Here is a 21,428-nt window from a genome sequence, read left to right as displayed (position 1 = left end):
TTAGCATAATCAAACAAGTTCCGCGGGACTTCCAATTCAACGCTCAACTCCTCAAACATTTTAAGCAATGAATGACCACGTAAGGATTTCTTAAGTTTTTGGAATACAGCTTTAACTGCTTTTTCAGCTGATTGTTGAGCCGTGAAACAAGCCCATTCATAAAAACCAAATTCAACATCCAACCTTGCCCTCTCAAGGTCTCTTTCCGCTTGTTTCATCCAATCAATTGCCCTCTCCATTCTTTCTATTCCAAAATTTACCTTTTTAAATTATCAACCTCATCTATATTGACAGTGAGAAAGTTTTTGTAGATGTTAAGGACTATCGCTATTGCAATTGCAGCCTCAGCTGCTGCGAGAATTATTACAAATATCGCAACGAGGTGACCTGTCAAATTCCCAACTGAATATTTTGAAAATGCGATGAAATTTATATTTGCTGAGTTTAAAATCAACTCTATCCCCATCAAAACCATTATAGCATTTTTTCTTGTCACAACCGCATATATCCCGAGCGAAAAAAGTATAGCACCTACAACAAGGAAATGTTCAAGCCCTACATTTTTCAAAAATGAAAGATTAAATTGCATACGACTTTTGATTTTATTTTAAAATCTCTCCCTTCTTGCGATTATAACTGCACCGAGCAAAGCGACAAGCAAAACAACAGATGCAACCTCAAACGGAAGAAGGAAATCGGTCATCAATTTTTCACCGATTCTTTTCGTCGTATTTTCCCATTGGACATCCATCAGGTTGAACCATTTTGTCTTCAAGATAACTCCAACAAGTGTTCCCATAATTGCACCCGTGACAACGATCGCAGGAACGACATGAAGTGTTTCAGTTCTAACTGGGACATCAAAAAATTTTGTTGTAAGCATTATACCGAATATTATCAAAACGAGAATTCCACCGACATAGATCAAAACCTGCGTTACAGCTATGAAATCAGCGTTTAACAACACATATAAACCCGCAACCCCAAAGAAAGTAAAAAGAAGTGCAAAAGCTGAATAAACTATATTCCTTGCGCTAACAACTACAATTGCAGATACGATCGTCAAAACAGCAATGATGTAAAAGGCAATGTCAAATAAACTCATCTTTACGGATCAAATTTTTGTTTTTAAGAACTAGCTCCGGGGTTATTAACGCTCACTTCCGCTGGTTTTTGAGCTTTCTTCATCTTCTGTTCAAGCTCAAATTCTTCAACTTGCTTTTTCTTGAGCTCTGCTTCCTCAGGCGTGAAATTACTGAAATGGTAAATCAGGTTATGTCTATTATACTCCGAGAACTCATAAACATCGGTCATGTAGATACACTCCGTAGGACACGGATAGACACAGAGTCCGCAATAGCAACACTTACTGATATCAATGTCAAACTTTGTAACCCAAAGTCGTTTCTTATTCCCTGTTGAAGTTACGCCAAGGTCTTCATTTGGAAGCGCCTTAACCGTTTCAATCGTAATGCAATCAACTGGGCAAGCCATCTCGCATTGCCTGCAACCGATGCAATCATCTATATTCACATAAAGACGATTTCTTGCTCTTTCTGGAAGTTTCAGCTTAACATCCGGATATTGAATCGTCACAGCTCTAACGAATAGATGCTTGAATGTAAGTTTGAGCCCAACAAGTATAGTCCTGATGGCAATGAATATATTTTTGAAGTATTGAATCATTTTTGAGACCTTTTTATTTTAAAAGTGCCCATAAACCAACAATAAATATGTTCACAAACGAAATTGGTGTCAGAACTTTCCACGAGACATACATCAACTGATCAACCCTTAATCTCGGCAATGTCCATCTTAACATAATTTGCAGGAAAACGAAGAACAACCCTTTTAATACAAACCAGAAAACGCCCCATGCAGGTCCAGACATAAAATCACCGAACGGACTGTTCCAACCACCGAAGAAAAGTATCGCAGAAATCCCAGAGACAAGGAACATATTCGCATATTCAGCAAGATAAAACATCGCAAATTTCATCCCTGTGTATTCCGTATGATAACCCGCGACCAACTCCGACTCAGCTTCAGGTATATCAAAAGGCGTCCTGTTAACCTCAGCAAGCGAAGCAGTGAAATAAATTAAGAAGGTTATGAACATAAATGGCGGATACTTGAAAATGAACCAGTTAAATAAGCCACCACTCTGCATTTGGCAAATCTCTTGTAAATTCAATGTCCCAGCAACGATAATAACTGTTAAAATTGAAAGCGCTGTTGGAACTTCATAACTTACAATTTGAGCAACTGAGCGCATCGCCCCAAGCATTGAATACTTATTATTTGATGACCACCCAGCCATTAAAATCCCAATGACCACAAACGAAGTTATAGCAATGATATAAAAAACACCGACATTTAAATTAGCAGCTATGAAAGTTGAAGTAAAGGGCAAGGCAGCATAAGCCGCATACGAGCTTGCAAACACAATGACTGGAGCAAGTGTAAACAAAATTTTATCAGAGTTAACAGGCGTGATATGCTCTTTCGTTAAAAGCTTCAACAGGTCTGCTATCGGTTGAGCCCAGCCGTGAAAACCACCAGTATACATATAACCGAGTCGGTCCTGAACATGCGAGGCGACTTTTATCTCAACCCATAAAATTACAACAGCATAAACAAGTATAAACAAAAGCGGGATGACAGAAGCGATAAGCATATTTAAAAAATCTTGCATCTTCAAGAAATTTTTGTTTTTAAAATCACCGATCAACCTCACCGAGAACTATATCAACGCTTCCAAGGATTGCAACAAGGTCAGCTATCATATAACCTTTTGAGATCTCCGGCAACACAGACAAATTAACAAAGCTTGGAGCCCTGGCTTTAACTCTGAATGGACTTGACGAGTGACCGTCGCTTATGATGTAAAAGCCGATCTCGCCTCTTGGGTTTTCGGTTCTGAAATAAACCTCTCCCTGCGGTGGTCTAACTTTTCTCGGGATAGCCGAATGAACATCCCCAGCTGGGATTTGTTCCCAAGCTTGCTCAATTATCTTCAAACTTTCCTCCATCTCCCTAACCCTGACATAATACCTATCCCAACAATCACCAACAGTTCCCATCTTCCCTTCACCGACAGGTATATCAAACTCAAATCTATCATAAACAAGGTATGGTTCATTTTTCCTCAAATCAAATTTAACTCCAGAACCGCGAAGCATTGGACCACTACAGCCGTAATTTATGGCAACATCTGCGGGCAAAACACCGACGTTTGCCGTCCTATCTATGAAAATTTTATTAAATGTCAAAAGATCATTTATCTCTTTCAACGCCTTCGGAAATGTTTTCAAAAAGTCCTTTAATTTTTTCCCAAACTCGGATGGTAAATCATGTGAGACGCCACCGATCCAGATATAGTTATAAAGTAACCTTGCTCCGCAGGTTATCTCAAACATATCAAGTATCTTTTCCCTTTCTCTGAAACACCACAAAAACGGCGTAAAAGCTCCAAGGTCAAGTCCATAAGTCCCAATCGCAAGGAGGTGACTTGCTATCCTTTGTAACTCAGCCATTATAACCCGTATATATTGAACTCTTTCTGGAACCTCAAGTCCCATCAATTTTTCAACCGCAAGAACATAAGCAAGTTCATTTCCCATAGCTGCCACATAATCCATCCGATCGGTATAGGGGATAACCTGTTGATAATTCGTCATTTGTTCGGCGTGTTTTTCAAAGCAACGATGAAGATATCCTATATGCGGTATCACATCAACGATTATCTCCCCATCAACAACAAGTTCAAGTCGCAAGACCCCATGAGTGGAGGGATGTTGAGGCCCCATATTCAAAATCATTGTATCCGTCTTTAAATCACCCCTGATTGAACGGGTGGTTATTTCATATGTAGCCATTAATCAAACTAAATTAATTTTTAAAATCTATTTCAATATGGAACTTTCATACCATTGTAAAATTCTGGAACTTGAAAATCCTTTCTCAAAGGATAACTTCCCTCTGGCCAATCATACGGCATCAAAATCCTCCTCAAATCAGGATGACCTTCAAATATAATTCCAAACATATCATATGCCTCGCGCTCGTGCCAGTTTGCGCTCTTCCAAACCGATTCAACGGATTTGACAACTGGGTTTTCAACTGGAACTTTAACTTTTAAAACAAACCTGTGAGCGTGTTTCATTGAATAGATATGATAAACAACGCCAAGCGTCCCATTCGCATAATCAACTCCGCTTAAGCACATCAAATAGTCAAACGCAAGTTCAGGTTCATCGCGCAAAAATTCACATATATCTTTAATTCTATCCGGTTTTACTTCAAGATACGGTTCAGTGATTGCATCGGGTTTGAACTCAACTATTGCGTCTTCAAATTTCTCTTTTATTCGCTCATATATCTCTGTTGGTTGCATTTCAAAAACCAAATTTTATTTTTCTTCAACATAGACCGGCGGGAGCTTTTTCTTGACTATGCTCTCTCGCCTTATTTTTTCTCTGAGCTTAATTATACCCTCAAGCAATGCTTCTGGTCTTGGCGGACAACCCGGAACATAAACATCAACAGGGATAACCCTATCCACCCCCTTCAAAACATGATAACCATGTTCCCAATACGGACCGCCACAATTTGCGCAACTGCCCATTGAAATGACATACTTCGGGTCAGGCATCTGCTCATACAACCTTTTCACCCTTGAAGCCATTTTTAAAGTCACTGTCCCAGCGACTATCATTAAATCCGCCTGTCTTGGTGATGACCTTGGTATTATCCCAAACCTCATTATATCAAAATGCGAAGCTGAAGCCGCCATCATCTCAATCGCACAACACGCAAGCCCAAACTGCATCATCCACAAAGACGACAATCTCGCCCAATTCAAGACATCTTCAACCGTTGTTATAACTATGTTCTCATTTTCAAACCTTTTATCTAAAAGTCCCATTTTTCTCCTCAAAATTATTTTTTAAGCTTCAACTTTTTCAAATTCCTTCTTCTCAACTTCAAGGAACCTTGGCGTTGGTTTATCCCACTCAAGGTCACCTTTCGCCCAAGCATATGCAAAACCAAGTATCAAAATAGCAAGGAAAATAACCATCTCAACGAAAGCAAATAAACCAAGCTCCTTGTAAATCACAGCCCAAGGGAAGAGAAAAACAACTTCAACATCAAAAATTAAAAATATCAAAGCCACCGTATAAAACCTGATGTTAAACTTTATCCAGGGATTTCCAATTGGTTCTTCCCCGCATTCATAAATTGTGGATTTCTCGGTGTTGGGTCTATGAGGTCTAAGTAAACGATTTGTGATTAAACCACCAGCAACAAAAACAACTCCTATAAACAAAAATAATAAAACCTTGGCGAATTCAGTTAGCATATATATTTTTCATTTATTTTGGTCAAAGAACTCTTTGCAAATATATTAAAACCGCAGGATAAATTCAAATTTATGGCAGGGGTAATTTCCTGTTTTTCAAAAATCTCAACCAATCTACATTTCTCTCAAGCAACGGAACCGCAAGAATTCTATTGCCAAAACCAAGAAAACGAACGACAATCGTATTTATGTATGTAACTTCAACCAACTTCAGCATCTCATATTTCACTTCAACGCCATACTTATTGGCAAGCGAAGCAATGAGTTTGTTCAATGCGATGTTGAAAGTGTCATAATTTGCGACATAAAGCGTATCTTTCGGTTTTCGTTTGTCAAGAAGCTTAAAAATTGAATAACCTTCATCGGTATAAATTGGTCCGTAAACTTGCCCTGGTTCAAGTGTTCCAGCGATTTGTCCAATTTCACCAAGTTGATTTGAAAGGACATATCCAATGATACCTCCATTTTCCCTTGCCCATTCCCTTTTTGAAAATCTTCTTGCAAGCTCACCCATATCATAACCCTGTTCTATCAACTTCAAAAGAGAATCAGCAAAAGATAAATCATCAACAAGTATTTCTTGAATTTTTATCTCCCATATCTGATCCGCTGGGAAATAACCTCTCAAAAGTTCCTCAGCGGTTATCTTCTTCCCCAAGTTAAGTGAGTCAAGTAACTTTCTTTTCAGAGCATAAGCAAGGTAAGCATCCTTCCACATCTCCATATCTTTTAAAACCTCGGGCGATTTATCAAGTCCACGGCGATATCCCTCAAAGGCGAGAAATTCCTCATTTATGATCGTTTTTAAAAGTGAATTTAATGTCCCAGCAACACTTTGATTTTCCGAGCGCAGGACAAAACCTTTAAGCGATAGCTGATCTATCACATAATCAAGCGTCCTTTTGAAGCTATCTGCCTTCAAAAAGTGATCATCAAGATGCTCCGCAAGATTTTTCTTTATCTCCAAAAAATCATCTCTTAAAATTGCGATCGGATAAACTGCGACATTCTCAGCTCGCCTTATAAGTTTTTTCTTTTCAACTATCTTGTTTATCTCGGTAAAAAGAAGTTTTAAAAGTTGAGCATCAACTTTCAATATCTTCCCCTCACCGAATTTTTGAGAGAATTCAATAAGCTTCTCCCTCTCTTTCCTTAACTGTATGATCTTCCTAACCTGACTTTTAGCGCTCTCAATCTCATCTGGGCTTAAGCCAAACTTTGAAAATTTATTCGCAAGCTTGATTATATACCATAGTGAGTCAACAAGTATTGGCTGATAAACCTCACCGACAGAGAGATAATCATAAATTACTTTTTCAATCGGCTCATAAATGTCACCCCATCTTAATTTTTCTTTGTTCTCACTTTGACCAAGTTCAACCATCAAGCTATCAAATTCAATTCCCTTTTTCAGCAAGCTCCAAATAGAATCCGCCTCTCTTTTATTTTTCGCTATTATGTAATGAACTTCAACTTCCGTGTTAAATTTAGGCAGTGCTTCAAGTATCTCTTTTTCTGTAACCTCAACCTTATTTTTTATCTCAAGTTTATAGAGCTCATCAAGTATGAGGAGCTTTTCAGTCTGTTTTATCGCTTTTTCAATCTCCGGCTCTTTATCCAAGCCAAGTTCTAAAGCTTCAAGCGCAAGTAATTTTTCCGCTATCATTGAGTATAAAAATTCAAGCTTGTTTTTGTCAACCTGCGTTTTTTTCTCCTTCCCCAGCCAAACCGTTAGCTCATATCTTTGGATGAAATCCCGTGTTGTTATGATTTTATTCCCCGCCTTAGCCAAGGTGTCGTCTCTTAAAGGCGCAGGTTTAAAAAAATTTTGGGATATCAACGAGTGAAATACAAAAAGAATCGGGATGAGTTTTTTCACTTTAGCATAGCGCAATTTGTTTCTTTGAAAAAATTAATCAAAAGGTTTAAAACTTCAAAAATTCCCCGAAAGTCCTTTGTATTTTTTAAGCCCGATATTTAAATTTAACTCAATTAAAAATAAACGCAACCCCAACTGATATGAAAAGAATTGGTGTTTTTACAAGCGGTGGTGATGCTCCGGGGATGAACGCCTGTATAAGAGCTGTTGTAAGAGCGGGGATTTATTACGGTCTGGAAGTCATAGGTATCGGTCATGGTTATCAAGGGATGATAAACGGTGAATTCATCCCTCTTCAGGCACGATCGGTTTCAAATATACTTCAACGTGGCGGGACGATTCTCAAAACAGCAAGGTCTGAAGAATTTATGACAAAAGAAGGACGAGCAAAAGCAGCGAAAAATCTAAAAGAGCAGGGCATTGAAGCACTTGTTGCCATAGGTGGTGATGGAACATTTAGAGGTGCCATCGCACTATACGAAGAACACGGGATACCATCAGTTGGAATCCCTGCTACGATTGATAATGACCTTTATGGGACTGATTACACAATTGGTTATGATACGGCTGTAAATACAGCGCTTGAATCAATTGACAAAATAAGGGACACTGCCGACGCCCACGATAGATTGTTTTATGTTGAGGTTATGGGAAGAACTTCGGGATTCATAGCTGTTGAAGCCGGAATAGGTGGCGGGGCTGAATATATAGCAATCCCAGAAGAACAGACAGATTATGAGGAGATAAAAAATGTTCTGAAGGGATTCAGAAAGGACAAAACAAGCAGTATAATCATAGTTGCCGAAGGAGATGAGGAGGGTGGAGCGTTTAAAATCGCAAGAAAAGTGAAGGAACTTTATGGCTTTGATTATCGCGTTGTTGTCCTCGGACACATACAGCGTGGTGGCTCGCCAAGCGCAAGGGATAGAATACTTGCAAGTAAACTTGGCGTGGCAGCTGTTGAAGCACTTATTTCGGGAAAATTTAATGTGATGGTAGGCGAAGTAAAAGGAGAGATAAAATTAACCCCGCTTAAGGAAACATTCAGAAGAAGGAAAGAGCTTGACCCTTATCTTTTGAAGATAGCGAAAATACTTTCCATATAACTCTGCCTTGCGTTTGGCTTCATTTTTTGATAACTTATTATCAAACTTTAAAAATAAAATTTCACTTTGAAAATGTTAGTGGGAACAAAATTTAAAGGGATTGATTTCTACAACACCGAGGAACTCCTCACCGAAGAGGAGAAAATGGTCAGGGACACAATAAGAGAATGGGTTGATGAAAAGGTTATACCGATAATTGAAAAACATTATATGGAAGGAACTTTTCCCATGCACCTTATACCTGAGATGGCGGAATTGGGAATTTTCGGAGCGACGCTTCCAGAAAAATATGGCTGTGCCAATTTAAACAATGTTGCATACGGTTTGATAATGCAAGAGCTTGAACGTGGGGACAGTGGAATAAGAAGTTTTGCCTCCGTTCAAAGTGCACTGGTTATGTATCCCATTTATGAGTTCGGAAGTGAAGAGCAAAAAAATTACTGGCTCCCGAAGCTTGCAAAGGGTGAAAAAATCGGTTGTTTTGGTCTGACTGAGCCCGACTTTGGTTCAAATCCCGGGGGACTGCGCACCAAGGCAGAATATAAAAACGGTGGTTTCGTTCTTAACGGCACAAAAATGTGGATCACAAATGGATCAATAGCAGATGTTGCTGTCGTTTGGGCTAAACTTGATGGTGTAATAAGGGGATTCCTCGTTGAAAAGGGAACACCAGGATTTGAAACTCAAGAAATGAAAGGAAAACATTCCCTCAGGGCTTCTGTAACAAGCGAACTTATATTTCAAGATTGCTGGATACCGGAAGAAAATTTGCTTCCAAAGACCAACGGTTTAAAATCAGCTCTTATGTGCTTGACACAAGCAAGATATGGAATCGCTTGGGGTGCTATTGGAGCTGCTATGGCTTGTTTTGAAACAGCGCTTGAATACGCAAAAACAAGAATTCAATTTGATAAACCGATAGCTTCGTTCCAACTCGTCCAAGAGAAGCTTGTCTATATGCTGACAGAAATAACAAAGGCACAACTTCTTTGCATTCAACTCGGGCGCTTGAAAGATCAAGGGAAAGCAACCTATGTCCAGGTCTCACTCGCAAAAAGAAATAACGTATATCACGCCCTTGAAATAGCACGCCTTGCAAGAGATATACTTGGGGCTAATGGCATATTGAACGAATATCCAGTCATGCGCCATATGAATAATCTTGAGTCGGTGAAGACATACGAAGGAACACACGACATACACACTTTGATAATCGGTGAATATATAACTGGCTTTTCAGCTTTCAAATAAACAAATAATTTAAAAATGCCATTTACAATACCAGCGGAAGTATATATTGAGAAGGAGATTGAAAACGCCGTTTGAAAATTTTAAAAATCATATAAACAATTAGCGAATTTCCAATGGCTAAAATCTTCAAAAATAAAATCATCGGGATCGCATATACATTTGACGATGTCCTGCTTGTCCCGGCTAAATCAAATGTTTTACCACGGGAAGTTGATATCTCAACGAAACTGACCAGAAACATCAAGTTAAACATTCCACTTGTCAGCGCAGCAATGGACACGGTGACAGAGTCAGAGATGGCAATAGCGATTGCAAGGGAAGGTGGGATTGGCATAATTCACAAAAATATGTCTATTGAAAGGCAAGCAAGCGAAGTTGACAAGGTTAAACGATCCGAAAGCGGTATGATTTTAAACCCAATAACTTTGACACCAGATAGAAAAGTTCGCGATGCACTTGAGATAATGAGCACTTACAGAATCTCTGGTATTCCGATAGTTGATTCAAACGGTAAGCTTGTAGGCATAGTTACAAATCGCGATTTAAGATTTGAACCTGACCCCGATGCGGAAATCTCAAGGTATATGACGAATTCAAACTTGATAACCGCTCCTGTTGGCACTACGCTTGAAGAAGCTGAAAAAATTTTGCAAAAATACAAGATAGAAAAATTACCGGTCGTTGATAAAAATGGCTATTTGAAGGGACTGATAACATTCAAGGACGTACAAAAAAAGAAAAAATATCCGAACGCTTGTAAAGATGAACTCGGGAGATTGAGAGTTGGGGCAGCTGTTGGAATAAGGTCGGACACAATTGAAAGGGTTGAGGAACTTAAAAAAGTCAATGTTGATGTGATAGTTATTGACACGGCTCACGGTCATTCAAAGGGAGTGATTGAAATGTTGAAAAAGATAAAAAGGAAATTTCCCGATCTTGATGTAATAGCTGGGAATGTTGCAACTGGGGAAGCAACGCTTGATCTCATAAAAGCAGGAGCAGATGCGGTTAAAGTTGGAATAGGTCCGGGTTCAATTTGCACGACAAGGGTTGTCACTGGTGTTGGCGTTCCTCAGATAACAGCAATAATGAACTGTGCGGAAGTAGCAATCAGGTATAAAATCCCAATTATAGCCGACGGTGGAATAAAACAAACAGGCGACATAGCCAAAGCAATAGCCGCAGGCGCTGATTCCGTAATGATAGGCGCACTTTTCGCCGGAACTGAAGAAAGCCCTGGTGAAAAAGTTCTATACGAGGGAAGAAGCTATAAAGTTTATAGAGGTATGGGCTCGCTTGAAGCGATGAAATCAGGAAGTGCTGAAAGATATTTCCAAGATGTTGAAGAAGACATAAAAAAACTTGTTCCAGAAGGAATTGAAGGAAGAGTTCCATATAAAGGTCATCTCCACGATGTCGTATATCAAATGGTCGGTGGTTTGAGATCAGCTATGGGATATTGTGGAGCAAGAAACATTGAAGAAATGAAATTGAAAACAAAATTCATCCTTATGACAAACGCTGGACTAAGGGAGAGCCATCCGCACGATGTGATAATAACAAAAGAGGCGCCAAATTATAGTATATCAAATCTATAAAAGGGATGAGAGATTGGAAAGCTAAAGTTGAAAATGTCAGGAAAAAACTTGAGGAAATTGACATAGATGCCATCTTAATAAATCATCTGCCAAACATAAGATATCTGACGGGGTTTTCTGGCTCATCGGCACTTTGCGTGATAACAAGGGAAAAATCATTTTTTATAACCGATTTCAGATACCGAGAACAAGCGAAAATTCAAGTCAAGGGTTTTAAAAGGTTGATCGCTGTAAATGAATCCTTCTTTGAATTAATTGAAAGGAAAAAAATTTTAAAGGGATTAAGAAAAATCGGATTTGAAGCTGAACACTTGGCATTCTTAACCCTTGCGAAAATTAGGGCAAAGTTCAAAAAGATAAAGCTTATACCAACCTATAATTTCATTGAGGAGATATCCGCAATCAAGACAAACGAAGAAATTAAACTCATAAATGAAGCGATAAGGATAAGTGAGAAGGTCTTCAATGAGGTATTAAACCTGATAAAGCCGGGGATTTCGGAGGTTGAAATAGCATCTGAGATCTCGTATTTGCAAAGAAGAAATGGAGCCGAAAGGGATGCATTTGACATAATTGTTGCAAGTGGTTGGAGAGGGGCTCTACCGCATGGTGTTGCCACGAATAAAAAAATAAAGAAGGGCGAACTTGTCGTAATTGACTTTGGATGTGTTTATAATGGATATCACTCGGACATAACAAGGACGATAGCGGTTGGAAAGATTTCAAGCGAGGCGAAAAAAATTTATAACATAGTCCTTGAGGCGCAAGAGAGAGCAATTGAAGCTGTCAGACCGGGTATGAGAGCAAATGAACTTGATGCCGTCGCGAGAAAATTTATAAAAGCGAAGGGATACGGAAAATTTTTTAAACACTCACTTGGTCATGGGATAGGCACGGAGATTCATACCATTCCGAGCATTTCACCACGAAGTGACTATGTTTTAAAAGATGGAAATGTCATAACGATTGAGCCTGGGATTTACATACCTGGATTTTGCGGGGTAAGGATTGAGGATGATATTCTCATTAATTCAACCGCACAAATATTAACAACCTTACCAAAAAATTTGATTGAGTTATGAGAAGAGTTTTGATGATAACATATTACTTTCTCCCCGTTGTTTACGCTCAGAGTATAAGGGTTTTCAACTTCGCAAGGAGTTTAACGAATTATAACTGGTCTACATCAATTTTAACCTTAAACCATAACTTTTTCCCTTATCTTAAGGACTTCACATTCTCTGAAAAGATCAAGGAAAGCGGAATAAAAGTTTATGCGGTTAACCTTTTCAAACCGTTCTCAAAGATATCTACTTTAAATTTCCCAAACACCTATAAAGAATTTTTATCTGGGGCGAGCGCTTTAATTTTAAAATTTTTTGGTTTACCTGAACCTGAACAAATTTGGAAAGCAAGAGCGATAAAATTTGGTGAGAAAATTTTAAGAGAGGATAACTTCAATGTTATAATCGCATTTGCCCCTCCTCTTTCCAACATACAAATTGGCGCACATTTGTCAAAAAAATTCAAAATTCCGCTTATCATTGACTATTCATTCACAACAAACTTAGAAAAACATCAATCAAAAGAGAAAAAACTTTTAAGGAACGGCTCGCTCATCATTGCTGACAACAGAAAAATAAAAGACAAGCTACTTCAAAATCATCTCTTCCTTGACTATAACTCTGTAAAGATAATCCCAACTGGGGTTAACTTCTCGGAGTTTAATTCAAATGAATATGATGTTAAAGCCGAAAATTTAGTTCTCACGCTTGCATTGGGAAAAATAACTGTCAAAAAGATAAAGCCAATTTTAATCGCTCTGCATCAAATTTCACGAAGGGATGAATTCTTCAAAAAATCCCTAATTTTAAACCTAATAGGCATACCAACTCGAGATGTGGTGAACTTAATTTTAAAGCTTCAATTGAAAGAAAATGTCAAAATTTTTCTCAACTTACAACGAGAGGCATACATAAAGTTACTTCGCTCATCAAACTTTTTAATTTACATTGATGAATTTGATACCGTAAACATCCCGTATGATTACATCGGTGCGAGGAAACCATACGTAGCTATAATCAATGGACAAAACAATCATAGGTATATAATCGGCGATTATAAAAACAGCTTGATCGCTGATCTAAACGATCCGAATTCAATTGTTAGCGCCTTTGAGAAAGCGTTTGACATTTTTAAAAACCACAAGAAAATTTCACTTGTTATAAATGAAGAAAATTACGACATAAACAACATCATCATTTCGCTTGTTCGGGAGCTTGAAAATTTCACCTACGATTAAAAATAAAGAATTTTAAAACGATGAATGTCCTTGTCGTTGGGGGTGGTGGGAGAGAACATGCACTTGTGTGGAAAATATCTCAAACAAAAAGTGTAAAGAAAATTTTTTGTGCCCCCGGAAACGCAGGGATATCCGAAATCGCCGAAACGATCCCGATAAGGGCTGATGACTTGAGCTCTCTACTCAAATTCGCGCTTGAGAACAAAATTGACTTAACAGTTGTTGGACCCGAGCTGCCCCTTGCACTTGGTATAGTTGATTTGTTTGAATCAAATGGTTTAAAAATCTTCGGTCCGAGTAAATTATCAGCTGAAATTGAAAGCAGTAAGGTTTTCGCAAAAAATTTTATGCGAAAATATAATATACCAACCGCAAATTACAATACATTTACATCTGATGAAATCAACGAGGCTAAAAAATTTGTATTTTCCTTAACTCCGCCAATAGTTATAAAAGCAGATGGATTAGCTGGTGGGAAAGGGGTAACGATATGTGAAAGTTACGATGACGCCGTAAAAACAATTGAACTCTATTTCTCACAAAAAATTTTCGGCTCAGCGGGCGAGAAAATTGTGATTGAGGAATTCCTCAAAGGAGAGGAAGCTTCTATATTTGCCATAACAGACGGAGATGACTTTATAACGCTACCGCCAGCGCAAGATTACAAAAGGGTCTTTGATGACGACAAAGGTAAAAACACCGGTGGAATGGGCTCATACGCCCCAACACCTTTAATTGACCAAAGTATGCTTGAAAGGATTAAAAATGAAATAATCAAGCCAACAATTGAAGGTCTTAAAAGTGAAAATAGAAAGTATAAGGGTTGTCTATACTGCGGTCTTATGATAACGGATGAGGGTCCGAAGGTCCTTGAGTTTAATTGTAGATTTGGGGACCCTGAAACGCAGGTCGTTCTACCGCTCATTGAAACAGATATTTTAGAGATGTTTTTAAGTGCGATTGAAGGCGGAATCAAAAATTTAAAATACTCAATCAAGGATTTAACCGCTGTCTGTGTCATTCTTGCTTCAGCTGGTTATCCGGATAAATATGAAACAGGGAAAGAGATCAAGGGTCTTGACGAGTTGAAGAAATTAAGTGATATAATCGTCTTCCACGCTGGCACGAAGAAAGTTAACAACAAAATTTTAACTGATGGTGGACGCGTCCTTGGGATAACGGCGATTGGAAAAGAATTTGAAACCACGATCAAAAATGTCTATGGCGCTGTTGAACTTGTAAAATTTGAGGGTATGCATTACAGAAAGGACATAGGTAAAAAAGCATTAAACTACTTGAAAAATAAAACAATTTGACGAAGTTGAAACCATTTTGGAAGATATTAATTTTTTCCCTCGTTTTCATTGCATCTTTTCTCTTGTTTAGCGTCGCTTTGTACTCATTTGTCAAACTGCCCATATTTCTGCTCGGTGAAATTTCATTGCTCTTGGCCGTTTTGCTCTCAACTTTCGTAATGATGAAACTTTTTGAGAAAAAAAATTTCAGCGATATAGGTTTAAAACTTACGCCTGAGACGAGACTTCAAATTTACTTCGGTTTAATCCTTGGTTTTGTAATGATAGCTATAGTTGTTTTCCCGAACGCCTTGCTTGGATATTACAAATATAACTTTTCACCAAGTGATATTTTCCCACAAATTCTTGAGGCGATTTCACTTTTCCTAATCGTTGCTTTTGCTGAGGAAATTTTATTTCGCGGTTATCCCTTCCAGAGAGCAATTGATGGGACAAGTCCCTTAGTTGCGACATTAATTTTTTCCTCAATCTTCGCTATCGCTCACATTCAAAACCCAAATATAAATGCGATCGCCATTTTAAACATTTTTCTAGCTGGTGTTTGGCTCTCAAGCGCATTTATTAAAACACGCTCGCTGTGGCTGCCGATAAGTTTACATTTCTCGTGGAACTTCTTTCAAGGTTATATATTCTCTCTACCAGTTAGCGGGACGAAACTAATTAAACCGCTTCTTGAAGTTGAAATTAAAGAAAAAAATTTAATCTCAGGTGGCGATTTCGGTCCAGAGGCGAGCGTCTTAACAAGCTTCGTTCTCATCACATCAACAATTTTTATCTTGAAAAATGAACATCTCAAGAACAAGTAAAATACTCTTTACAATTTTACTTTTGTCCTTCGCATCAAAACTCGTTTCACAGCAAGTTGTGATAAACGAGATAATGAATGCTCCATCCGGTGGGGAACCGGAATGGATTGAAATTTTAAATTTCTCATCAGAGCCGGTCAATTTAAAAAATTGGAAGATATCAAACCGATTAACAGCAACAAAATACACGATCACAACAGAGGACTACATTTTACAGCCTGACAGCTATGCAGTTATAACAAGAAGTGATACAATTTTTTATTTTCACAGTTCAATCCCATCAAAAGTTTTCGTCGTCCCTCAAATCCCACCGGCAAGGTTTAGAAATGATTCCGACGCCGTTGTTCTGTTTGACTCATCAAACACGGTGATTGACAGCGTTTACTATAAAAGCAATTGGGTAAGGACGGGATATTCAATTGAACGAATTTACCCGAACAGAAATTCAAATTTAAAGTCAACCTGGGGAATATCAGCAGATCCAGAAAGAAGTACCCCTGGAAGAAAGAATAGTATAATGGCAAAGGGAATAGATTTAATGGCAAAAAATATCACGATATCACCAGAACAAATTTTTCAGGGTCAAAGCTTTAATGTGAAACCAACGATTTACAACATTGGAATTTTCCCTGTTGGTGAGTTTTCAGTTAGCTTTTCCATTGACTTGAACGGTGATTCAACTTTTCAAAGCGATGAAAATTTCTTTGAACGAACATTTTATCAGTTTTTGAACTCGGGTGACTCATTAACATTTGAATTCACCCTTCAAGGACTTCCCTCGGGGTCATATGGTTCCCTTCTTAAGGTGACAGCTCAAGGTGATGAAAATGAAGCCAACAACTCAATCAAAAAGCAAATAAAAATCCTTTCCCCACCGTTGTCTTTCAATTCGGTAGTCATCAACGAAATAATGTATGCTCCGAAATCACCTGAGCCCGAATGGATTGAACTTTTTAACAGGACGAACGAGAGCGTTGATTTGTTAAATTGGAAAATAGGCGATTCACAGACATTGAAAAGCATAAGCTCAACCTTCAAGATAAGCCCCGGCGATTATGTAATCTTAACGAGCAAGGATACGATTTTTTCAGTTTACCCCTGGTTGAATCGTAGCAAGGTATTGTTAATTTCATTGCCGATTTTAAATAACGATGAAGATGCTGTGCGAATTTATGATCAATACAATAATTTGATTGATTCGGTCTACTACACCTCAACTATGGGCGGTGGCAATGGTTTCTCGCTTGAGAGGATTTCACCAGATGAACCATCAAACTCAATTCAAAACTGGGGAACTTCAAGAAGTCCATTTAGAGCAACGCCACTTTTAAAGAATTCACTAACTCAAAAAGACAAAGACATTACAATCTCTGGTGTGATTTTGCCCGAAAAATTTTTAAAGTTGCAACAATCTGAAATTTATCTCGTTGTCAAAAATATCGGAAAAATTGCCCTCTCCAATTTTTGGACAAAAATTTTTCTTGATAAAAACACGGATTCAATCCCACAATTTGATGAGCTACTTGAGGGAAAAATCAATTCAAACTTGTTAAATCCATCTGATTCAATTTTAATTTCATTTGCTTTCACACCTGGGGAATTAAAGACATATAAATTTATAGCGGTTGTCTCTCACCCTGAAGATGAAGATAGTTTGAATGACAAATTTTATTTTCAGATAGATGTTTCGGGTAATGAGGGTATCGTTTTGATAAATGAAATAATGTTTGCTCCATCAGGTGATGAACCTGAATGGGTTGAAATTTTTAATGCAAGTCAAGACACAATAAACTTGAAAAATTGGTCTATATCAGACGCAACTAAAAAAGTCAATATCATTAAAAATGATTTTCTCCTTTACCCAAATGAATTTCTCATCTTGACTGCTGATAGCTCAATTTTAAATTTCTATAACATCGGCTCAAAATTGATTTCTCTTTCACTTCCAACGCTTAATAACACAGGCGATGCCGTGGCTATTTACGATAAAACAGGGTCAAAAATTGATTCCGTTTATTATCAGGGAAACTGGGGAAAAACTGGATACTCAATTGAGAGGATTGATCTTGAAGAACCTTCAAACGATTCAACGAATTGGGCAATTCCGCCTGACTCAATAAAAGCAACGCCTGGAAGAGAAAACTTCACAAAGCGGAAGAACTTTGACATAGCGATAAAATCTGTACAAATGCCTCCCTCCGTTGATACTGGGGCTGAGTTTTATGCAAGTGTTGTTGTTCAAAATGTAGGGATAAACAGATTAAACGAATTTACGATCAATGTCTTCAACGATGTAAACAGGGATTCAATCGGGAGTGAAGCTGAGTTAATCCTATCAAGAAGTTTCACAACTACGCTTAACAAAAAAGATTCTGCCGTAATAAATCTTAAACTTCAAAACCTTGAACCCGGTGAAAACTTTTTGCTTTTCACTGTCCAAACCGCTCAGGATGAGAATCCGAAAAACAATTCACTGTTCAAGAAAATAAATATCAGTTTCGCTCAAAATTCAATCACTATAAACGAGATAATGTTTGACCCGCTACCCGGTTATTCCGAATACATTGAACTTTACAATCGCTCCAACATAAGCGTGAATTTAAAGCTTTGGAAATTTAACGATATGAGAAATCAGGAGGGCAAGGCAAATTTCATCACACTTTTAAACTCTGACTTTGAGCTTTTGCCAGGGGAATATCTTTTAATTGCCTCCGATTCAACAATTTTAAATTATTTCACAAAGGATGATTCGCTTGATTTCAAGCTAATAATTTTGAACAAGGGTTTAGGTTTAAATAACGACCTTGACGATGTGGTGATAACCGACTTAACTGGTAAAATAATTGATAGCGTGCGATATTCTTCAACTTGGCACAGCCCGATACTTCTTGACAAAAAAGGGAGGTCCCTTGAGAAAGTCAATCCCGATCTCCCATCCACCGAAAGGTCAAGCTGGACAAGTTCATCTTCATTTAATGGTGGAACTCCCGGACGCAAAAACACTGCTTTTGTTGAAATCGCGGGAAAACCTTCAACTGGAAAAATCACCGTTACACCGAATCCATTTTCACCTGATGGAGATGGTTTTGAAGATGTTTGCGTTATCTCTTACACTTTACCGTTTAATTCTGCTTTAATCAATGTGAAAATTTTTGATTCATACGGGCGACTCGTTAAAACACTTGCAATATCACAATATTCATCGCGAGAGGGGAATTTAATTTGGGATGGGAGCGATGATGGGGGCAAGATTTTGAGAATTGGGATTTACATAATTTTATTTGAAGCGACATCAGAAGGTGGGGAGAAGATCACGCAAAAATTAACAGTCGTCCTTGCTAAAAAACTTTAAGAAATCCCCCAAACCTCCGGTTTAGCGCTTCTTCCCATCAATTCGGAAGTTGCAACAAAAGGATCTTTCCCATTGAAAAGGACATCGTAAACTGCACTGGTTATCGGCATTTCAACATTATATTTCTTTGAAAGCTCAACCGCTGAAATTGTGGTCCAAACACCTTCTGCAACCATCACCATACTTTTTAAAACTTCTTCAAGTTTTTTCCCTTTCCCTATTTGTTCCCCGACATACCTATTTCTGCTATATTTACTCGTGCAGGTGACAATCAAATCACCTATTCCTGAAAGACCGGCAAATGTCTCAAATTTTGCTCCCATTGAAACACCAAGTCGCACAATCTCAGCAATTCCTCTCGTCATAAGAGCAGCTCTTGTGTTGTCCCCGAAGCCAATTCCATCAGCTATACCGGTTGCGATCGCAATTATGTTTTTCAAAGCCCCACCAAGTTCAACACCGATGACATCATCGCTTGTATAAACACGAAAATATTTGTTCATAAAGACACTTTGAACGAGATTTGAAATTTCCCTTTCAAAAGAAGCCACAACAACAGCCGTTGGCATCTTCCTGCTAACTTCCTCAGCATGACTTGGTCCAGAAAGAACACAATAATTTTCATTCATCTTTAAAACATCCTTAACGATCTCCGAAACCCTCATCAAGGTTTTATTCTCAATCCCTTTTGCGACATTTACAAAAATTTTGTTTTTGCAATCAAAAAATTCAAACAAGGACAAAACATTTCTTAGGTGTTGCGTCGGAACCGCAAGCACCAAAATTTCAGAATCATCAACAACTTCGCCAATGTCCGCACTCAGGAAAATCTCTTCTGGTATTTTGACATCGGGAAGATAAAGAAAATTCTCTCGCTTTCTCTTAACTTCATCAAGATAACTTTTTCTTCTAAACCATAACTTAACACTATGCCCATTGCCATAAAGCAAGAGTGAAAGCGCTGTCCCCCAACTCCCTGAACCTATGACGCCAATTTTCATTTTCTTCCAAAAATTAACTTGTTCTCCGTCCCCGAAAGCAAACGCTTGATATTGCTCTTATGTCTGTAAACTATCAAAAACGCAATTGCGCTTCCAAAAATTAAAAGTGTCATGAAATCAGAATGCTTTACACCCAAAACTTTTTCTGTCAAAAAAATTATGCCCGGGAATAAAATCGCAGATACAATTGAACCAAGCGAAACATATCTTGTTAATGCGACAATAAAAATAAAAACAAGAAGGGCGATCAAAAGGTCAAACGGAGCTATTCCAAGCAACATTCCAGCAGATGTGCTAACTCCTTTGCCTCCTTTAAAACCAGCGAAAACAGTCCAAACATGTCCAATCACAGAAAAGCATCCAGCGATGATTTGAACTGTCGTAAAGTTTAAAATCGTTGCAATTTCTCCTTGGTAAAACCACTTTGAAATAAATGCCGTCGCAAAAAAACCTTTAAACGCATCAAACAAAATCACAAAAATTCCCCATCCAAGCCCAACAACTCTTATCACATTCGTCCCGCCCGGATTCCCACTTCCATAATTTCTGATGTCAATCCCTTTGACAGCTTTTCCAACAATTATACTTGTCGGAATTGAGCCGACAAGATAACTCAAACCTATGATTAAAGCCAGGTTCAACATCTTCCAACCGAATTTATTCTTAAAATTTACCTTGAGAAATTTAAAAAAATCCAGGCAAAATTCAATCCCTTCCCTTAAACTTGGACCTTGAAAGGATTGAAGTCGGTATCCCAATCGTAATAGTCCTCATTTTCCGCCCTTTTCAAAAAGTTGACAAATTTATATGTCACCGGCGTTATCACAGCTTCCCAACCGACTTTTATCGCATAATTTGCTATCATCACCTTGAGTAAAAGTTCATTCGTCCAGAATCCATAGAAAGCAACCGGGTAAAATATGAGTGAATCAACCGCTTCGCCAGCTATTGTTGAACCGATCGTCCTGGTCCATAGGAATCTCCCCCTGGTTAAGAGTTTCATCTTTGCGAGGACAAATGAATTTGTGAATTCCCCTGCCCAAAATGCAGTTATTGAGGCGATGACAATTCTTGGAGTTTGACCGAAAACTATATCATAAGCGCTTTGATATGGCCAATTTGGGTCTGGCGGAAGTTTTCTAACGAACCAGCTCATAAAAGAGGCGAATATCAAAGCCCCAAATCCAGCCCAAATAACTTTTCTTGAACGAGCATATCCATAAACCTCGGTTAAGACATCGTTAAAGATATAACTTATCGGAAAGAAAAGAACACCTGCACCAAAAGAGAAACCGTATATATTTACAACTTTTTCTGCTCCAATTATATTAGCGCACAAAAGAACCGTCACGAAAGAAGCCATTACAAGGTCATAATACTTATACGCTCTCCTCCTTTCCATTGCTCTTTTTTTTATGATAAAAACAAAAAGTAAAGTAAAAAATTCACCTGAAA

General features: G+C 38.2%; 21 protein-coding genes. 8 read left to right on the top strand and 13 right to left on the bottom strand.

The window, feature by feature from the left end; genetic code table 11:
* The 10 genes from FKZ43_RS06295 to FKZ43_RS06250 all read right to left on the bottom strand — a co-directional run.
* On the bottom strand, window positions 1–239 hold a 239-nt coding region (locus FKZ43_RS06295), incomplete at its 3' end, for a HEPN domain-containing protein (protein WP_140945117.1).
* Window positions 240–256: 17 nt separating this feature from the next.
* Window positions 257–589: an NADH-quinone oxidoreductase subunit NuoK gene (gene nuoK, locus FKZ43_RS06290; protein WP_140945028.1), complete on the bottom strand. Its 333-nt coding sequence runs from the start codon at window positions 587–589 to the stop codon at window positions 257–259.
* An 18-nt stretch (window positions 590–607) separates the two neighbouring features.
* Window positions 608–1,105 carry an NADH-quinone oxidoreductase subunit J family protein gene (locus FKZ43_RS06285; protein WP_140945027.1) on the bottom strand — a complete coding sequence of 166 codons (498 nt, stop codon included), beginning with the start codon at window positions 1,103–1,105 and terminating at the stop codon, window positions 608–610.
* A 23-nt stretch (window positions 1,106–1,128) separates the two neighbouring features.
* A complete protein-coding gene (locus FKZ43_RS06280; RefSeq protein WP_140945026.1) occupies window positions 1,129–1,686 on the bottom strand; it encodes a NuoI/complex I 23 kDa subunit family protein in 558 nt (185 codons plus the stop codon).
* Window positions 1,687–1,699: 13 nt separating this feature from the next.
* The gene (nuoH, locus tag FKZ43_RS06275; RefSeq protein WP_140945025.1) at window positions 1,700–2,695 is read right to left on the bottom strand and encodes an NADH-quinone oxidoreductase subunit NuoH; all 996 of its coding nucleotides are present in this window, start codon (window positions 2,693–2,695) and stop codon (window positions 1,700–1,702) included.
* A gap of 25 nt (window positions 2,696–2,720) precedes the next feature.
* The gene (locus FKZ43_RS06270) at window positions 2,721–3,878 is read right to left on the bottom strand and encodes an NADH-quinone oxidoreductase subunit D (protein WP_140945024.1); all 1,158 of its coding nucleotides are present in this window, start codon (window positions 3,876–3,878) and stop codon (window positions 2,721–2,723) included.
* 32 nt (window positions 3,879–3,910) lie between these two features.
* On the bottom strand, window positions 3,911–4,396 hold the full coding sequence (locus tag FKZ43_RS06265) for an NADH-quinone oxidoreductase subunit C (RefSeq protein ID WP_140945023.1): 486 nt from the start codon (window positions 4,394–4,396) through the stop codon (window positions 3,911–3,913).
* 15 nt (window positions 4,397–4,411) lie between these two features.
* The gene (locus tag FKZ43_RS06260) at window positions 4,412–4,927 is read right to left on the bottom strand and encodes an NADH-quinone oxidoreductase subunit B (protein WP_140945022.1); all 516 of its coding nucleotides are present in this window, start codon (window positions 4,925–4,927) and stop codon (window positions 4,412–4,414) included.
* A gap of 21 nt (window positions 4,928–4,948) precedes the next feature.
* Window positions 4,949–5,362, bottom strand: coding sequence for an NADH-quinone oxidoreductase subunit A (locus FKZ43_RS06255; protein WP_140945021.1), 414 nt, complete (start codon window positions 5,360–5,362; stop codon window positions 4,949–4,951).
* A 70-nt stretch (window positions 5,363–5,432) separates the two neighbouring features.
* Window positions 5,433–7,154, bottom strand: coding sequence for a peptidylprolyl isomerase (locus FKZ43_RS06250; RefSeq protein WP_140945020.1), 1,722 nt, complete (start codon window positions 7,152–7,154; stop codon window positions 5,433–5,435).
* A 227-nt stretch (window positions 7,155–7,381) separates the two neighbouring features.
* Here FKZ43_RS06250 and pfkA point away from each other — a divergent pair, with 227 nt between their 5' ends.
* From pfkA to FKZ43_RS06210, 8 genes are all read left to right on the top strand, one after another.
* Window positions 7,382–8,347: a 6-phosphofructokinase gene (gene pfkA / locus FKZ43_RS06245; RefSeq protein ID WP_140945019.1), complete on the top strand. Its 966-nt coding sequence runs from the start codon at window positions 7,382–7,384 to the stop codon at window positions 8,345–8,347.
* 72 nt (window positions 8,348–8,419) lie between these two features.
* A complete protein-coding gene (locus tag FKZ43_RS06240; protein ID WP_140945018.1) occupies window positions 8,420–9,598 on the top strand; it encodes an acyl-CoA dehydrogenase family protein in 1,179 nt (392 codons plus the stop codon).
* 113 nt (window positions 9,599–9,711) lie between these two features.
* Window positions 9,712–11,196 (top strand): IMP dehydrogenase, encoded by a 1,485-nt coding sequence (guaB, locus tag FKZ43_RS06235; protein ID WP_140945017.1) that lies wholly within the window; start codon window positions 9,712–9,714, stop codon window positions 11,194–11,196.
* Window positions 11,197–11,201: 5 nt separating this feature from the next.
* On the top strand, window positions 11,202–12,278 hold the full coding sequence (locus FKZ43_RS06230; RefSeq protein ID WP_140945016.1) for a M24 family metallopeptidase: 1,077 nt from the start codon (window positions 11,202–11,204) through the stop codon (window positions 12,276–12,278).
* Window positions 12,275–13,498, top strand: a complete 1,224-nt coding sequence (locus tag FKZ43_RS06225; protein WP_140945015.1) for a glycosyltransferase family protein — start codon at window positions 12,275–12,277, stop codon at window positions 13,496–13,498. The genes FKZ43_RS06230 and FKZ43_RS06225 overlap by 4 nt, the downstream gene beginning before the upstream one ends.
* A gap of 20 nt (window positions 13,499–13,518) precedes the next feature.
* Window positions 13,519–14,814, top strand: coding sequence for a phosphoribosylamine--glycine ligase (purD, locus tag FKZ43_RS06220; RefSeq protein WP_140945014.1), 1,296 nt, complete (start codon window positions 13,519–13,521; stop codon window positions 14,812–14,814).
* Between the two features lie 161 nt (window positions 14,815–14,975).
* A complete protein-coding gene (locus FKZ43_RS06215) occupies window positions 14,976–15,620 on the top strand; it encodes a CPBP family intramembrane glutamic endopeptidase (RefSeq protein ID WP_219916509.1) in 645 nt (214 codons plus the stop codon).
* On the top strand, window positions 15,598–18,972 hold the full coding sequence (locus FKZ43_RS06210; RefSeq protein WP_140945012.1) for a lamin tail domain-containing protein: 3,375 nt from the start codon (window positions 15,598–15,600) through the stop codon (window positions 18,970–18,972). Before FKZ43_RS06215 ends, FKZ43_RS06210 begins: the two co-directional genes overlap by 23 nt.
* Here FKZ43_RS06210 and FKZ43_RS06205 read toward each other — a convergent pair.
* From FKZ43_RS06205 to FKZ43_RS06195, 3 genes are all read right to left on the bottom strand, one after another.
* Window positions 18,969–19,973, bottom strand: a complete 1,005-nt coding sequence (locus tag FKZ43_RS06205; protein ID WP_140945011.1) for an NAD(P)H-dependent glycerol-3-phosphate dehydrogenase — start codon at window positions 19,971–19,973, stop codon at window positions 18,969–18,971. The two genes, FKZ43_RS06210 and FKZ43_RS06205, sit on opposite strands and share 4 nt — an antisense overlap.
* A complete protein-coding gene (gene plsY / locus FKZ43_RS06200) occupies window positions 19,970–20,617 on the bottom strand; it encodes a glycerol-3-phosphate 1-O-acyltransferase PlsY (RefSeq protein WP_140945010.1) in 648 nt (215 codons plus the stop codon). The genes FKZ43_RS06205 and plsY overlap by 4 nt, the downstream gene beginning before the upstream one ends.
* Window positions 20,618–20,691: 74 nt before the next feature.
* On the bottom strand, window positions 20,692–21,375 hold the full coding sequence (locus FKZ43_RS06195) for a queuosine precursor transporter (protein ID WP_140945009.1): 684 nt from the start codon (window positions 21,373–21,375) through the stop codon (window positions 20,692–20,694).
* Window positions 21,376–21,428: the final 53 nt, after the last annotated feature.

Source organism: Candidatus Thermokryptus mobilis (genome assembly GCF_900070205.1).
Taxonomy (GTDB): domain Bacteria; phylum Bacteroidota; class Ignavibacteria; order Kryptoniales; family Kryptoniaceae; genus Kryptonium; species Kryptonium mobile.
This window is presented reverse-complemented; position numbering and strand designations above follow the sequence as displayed.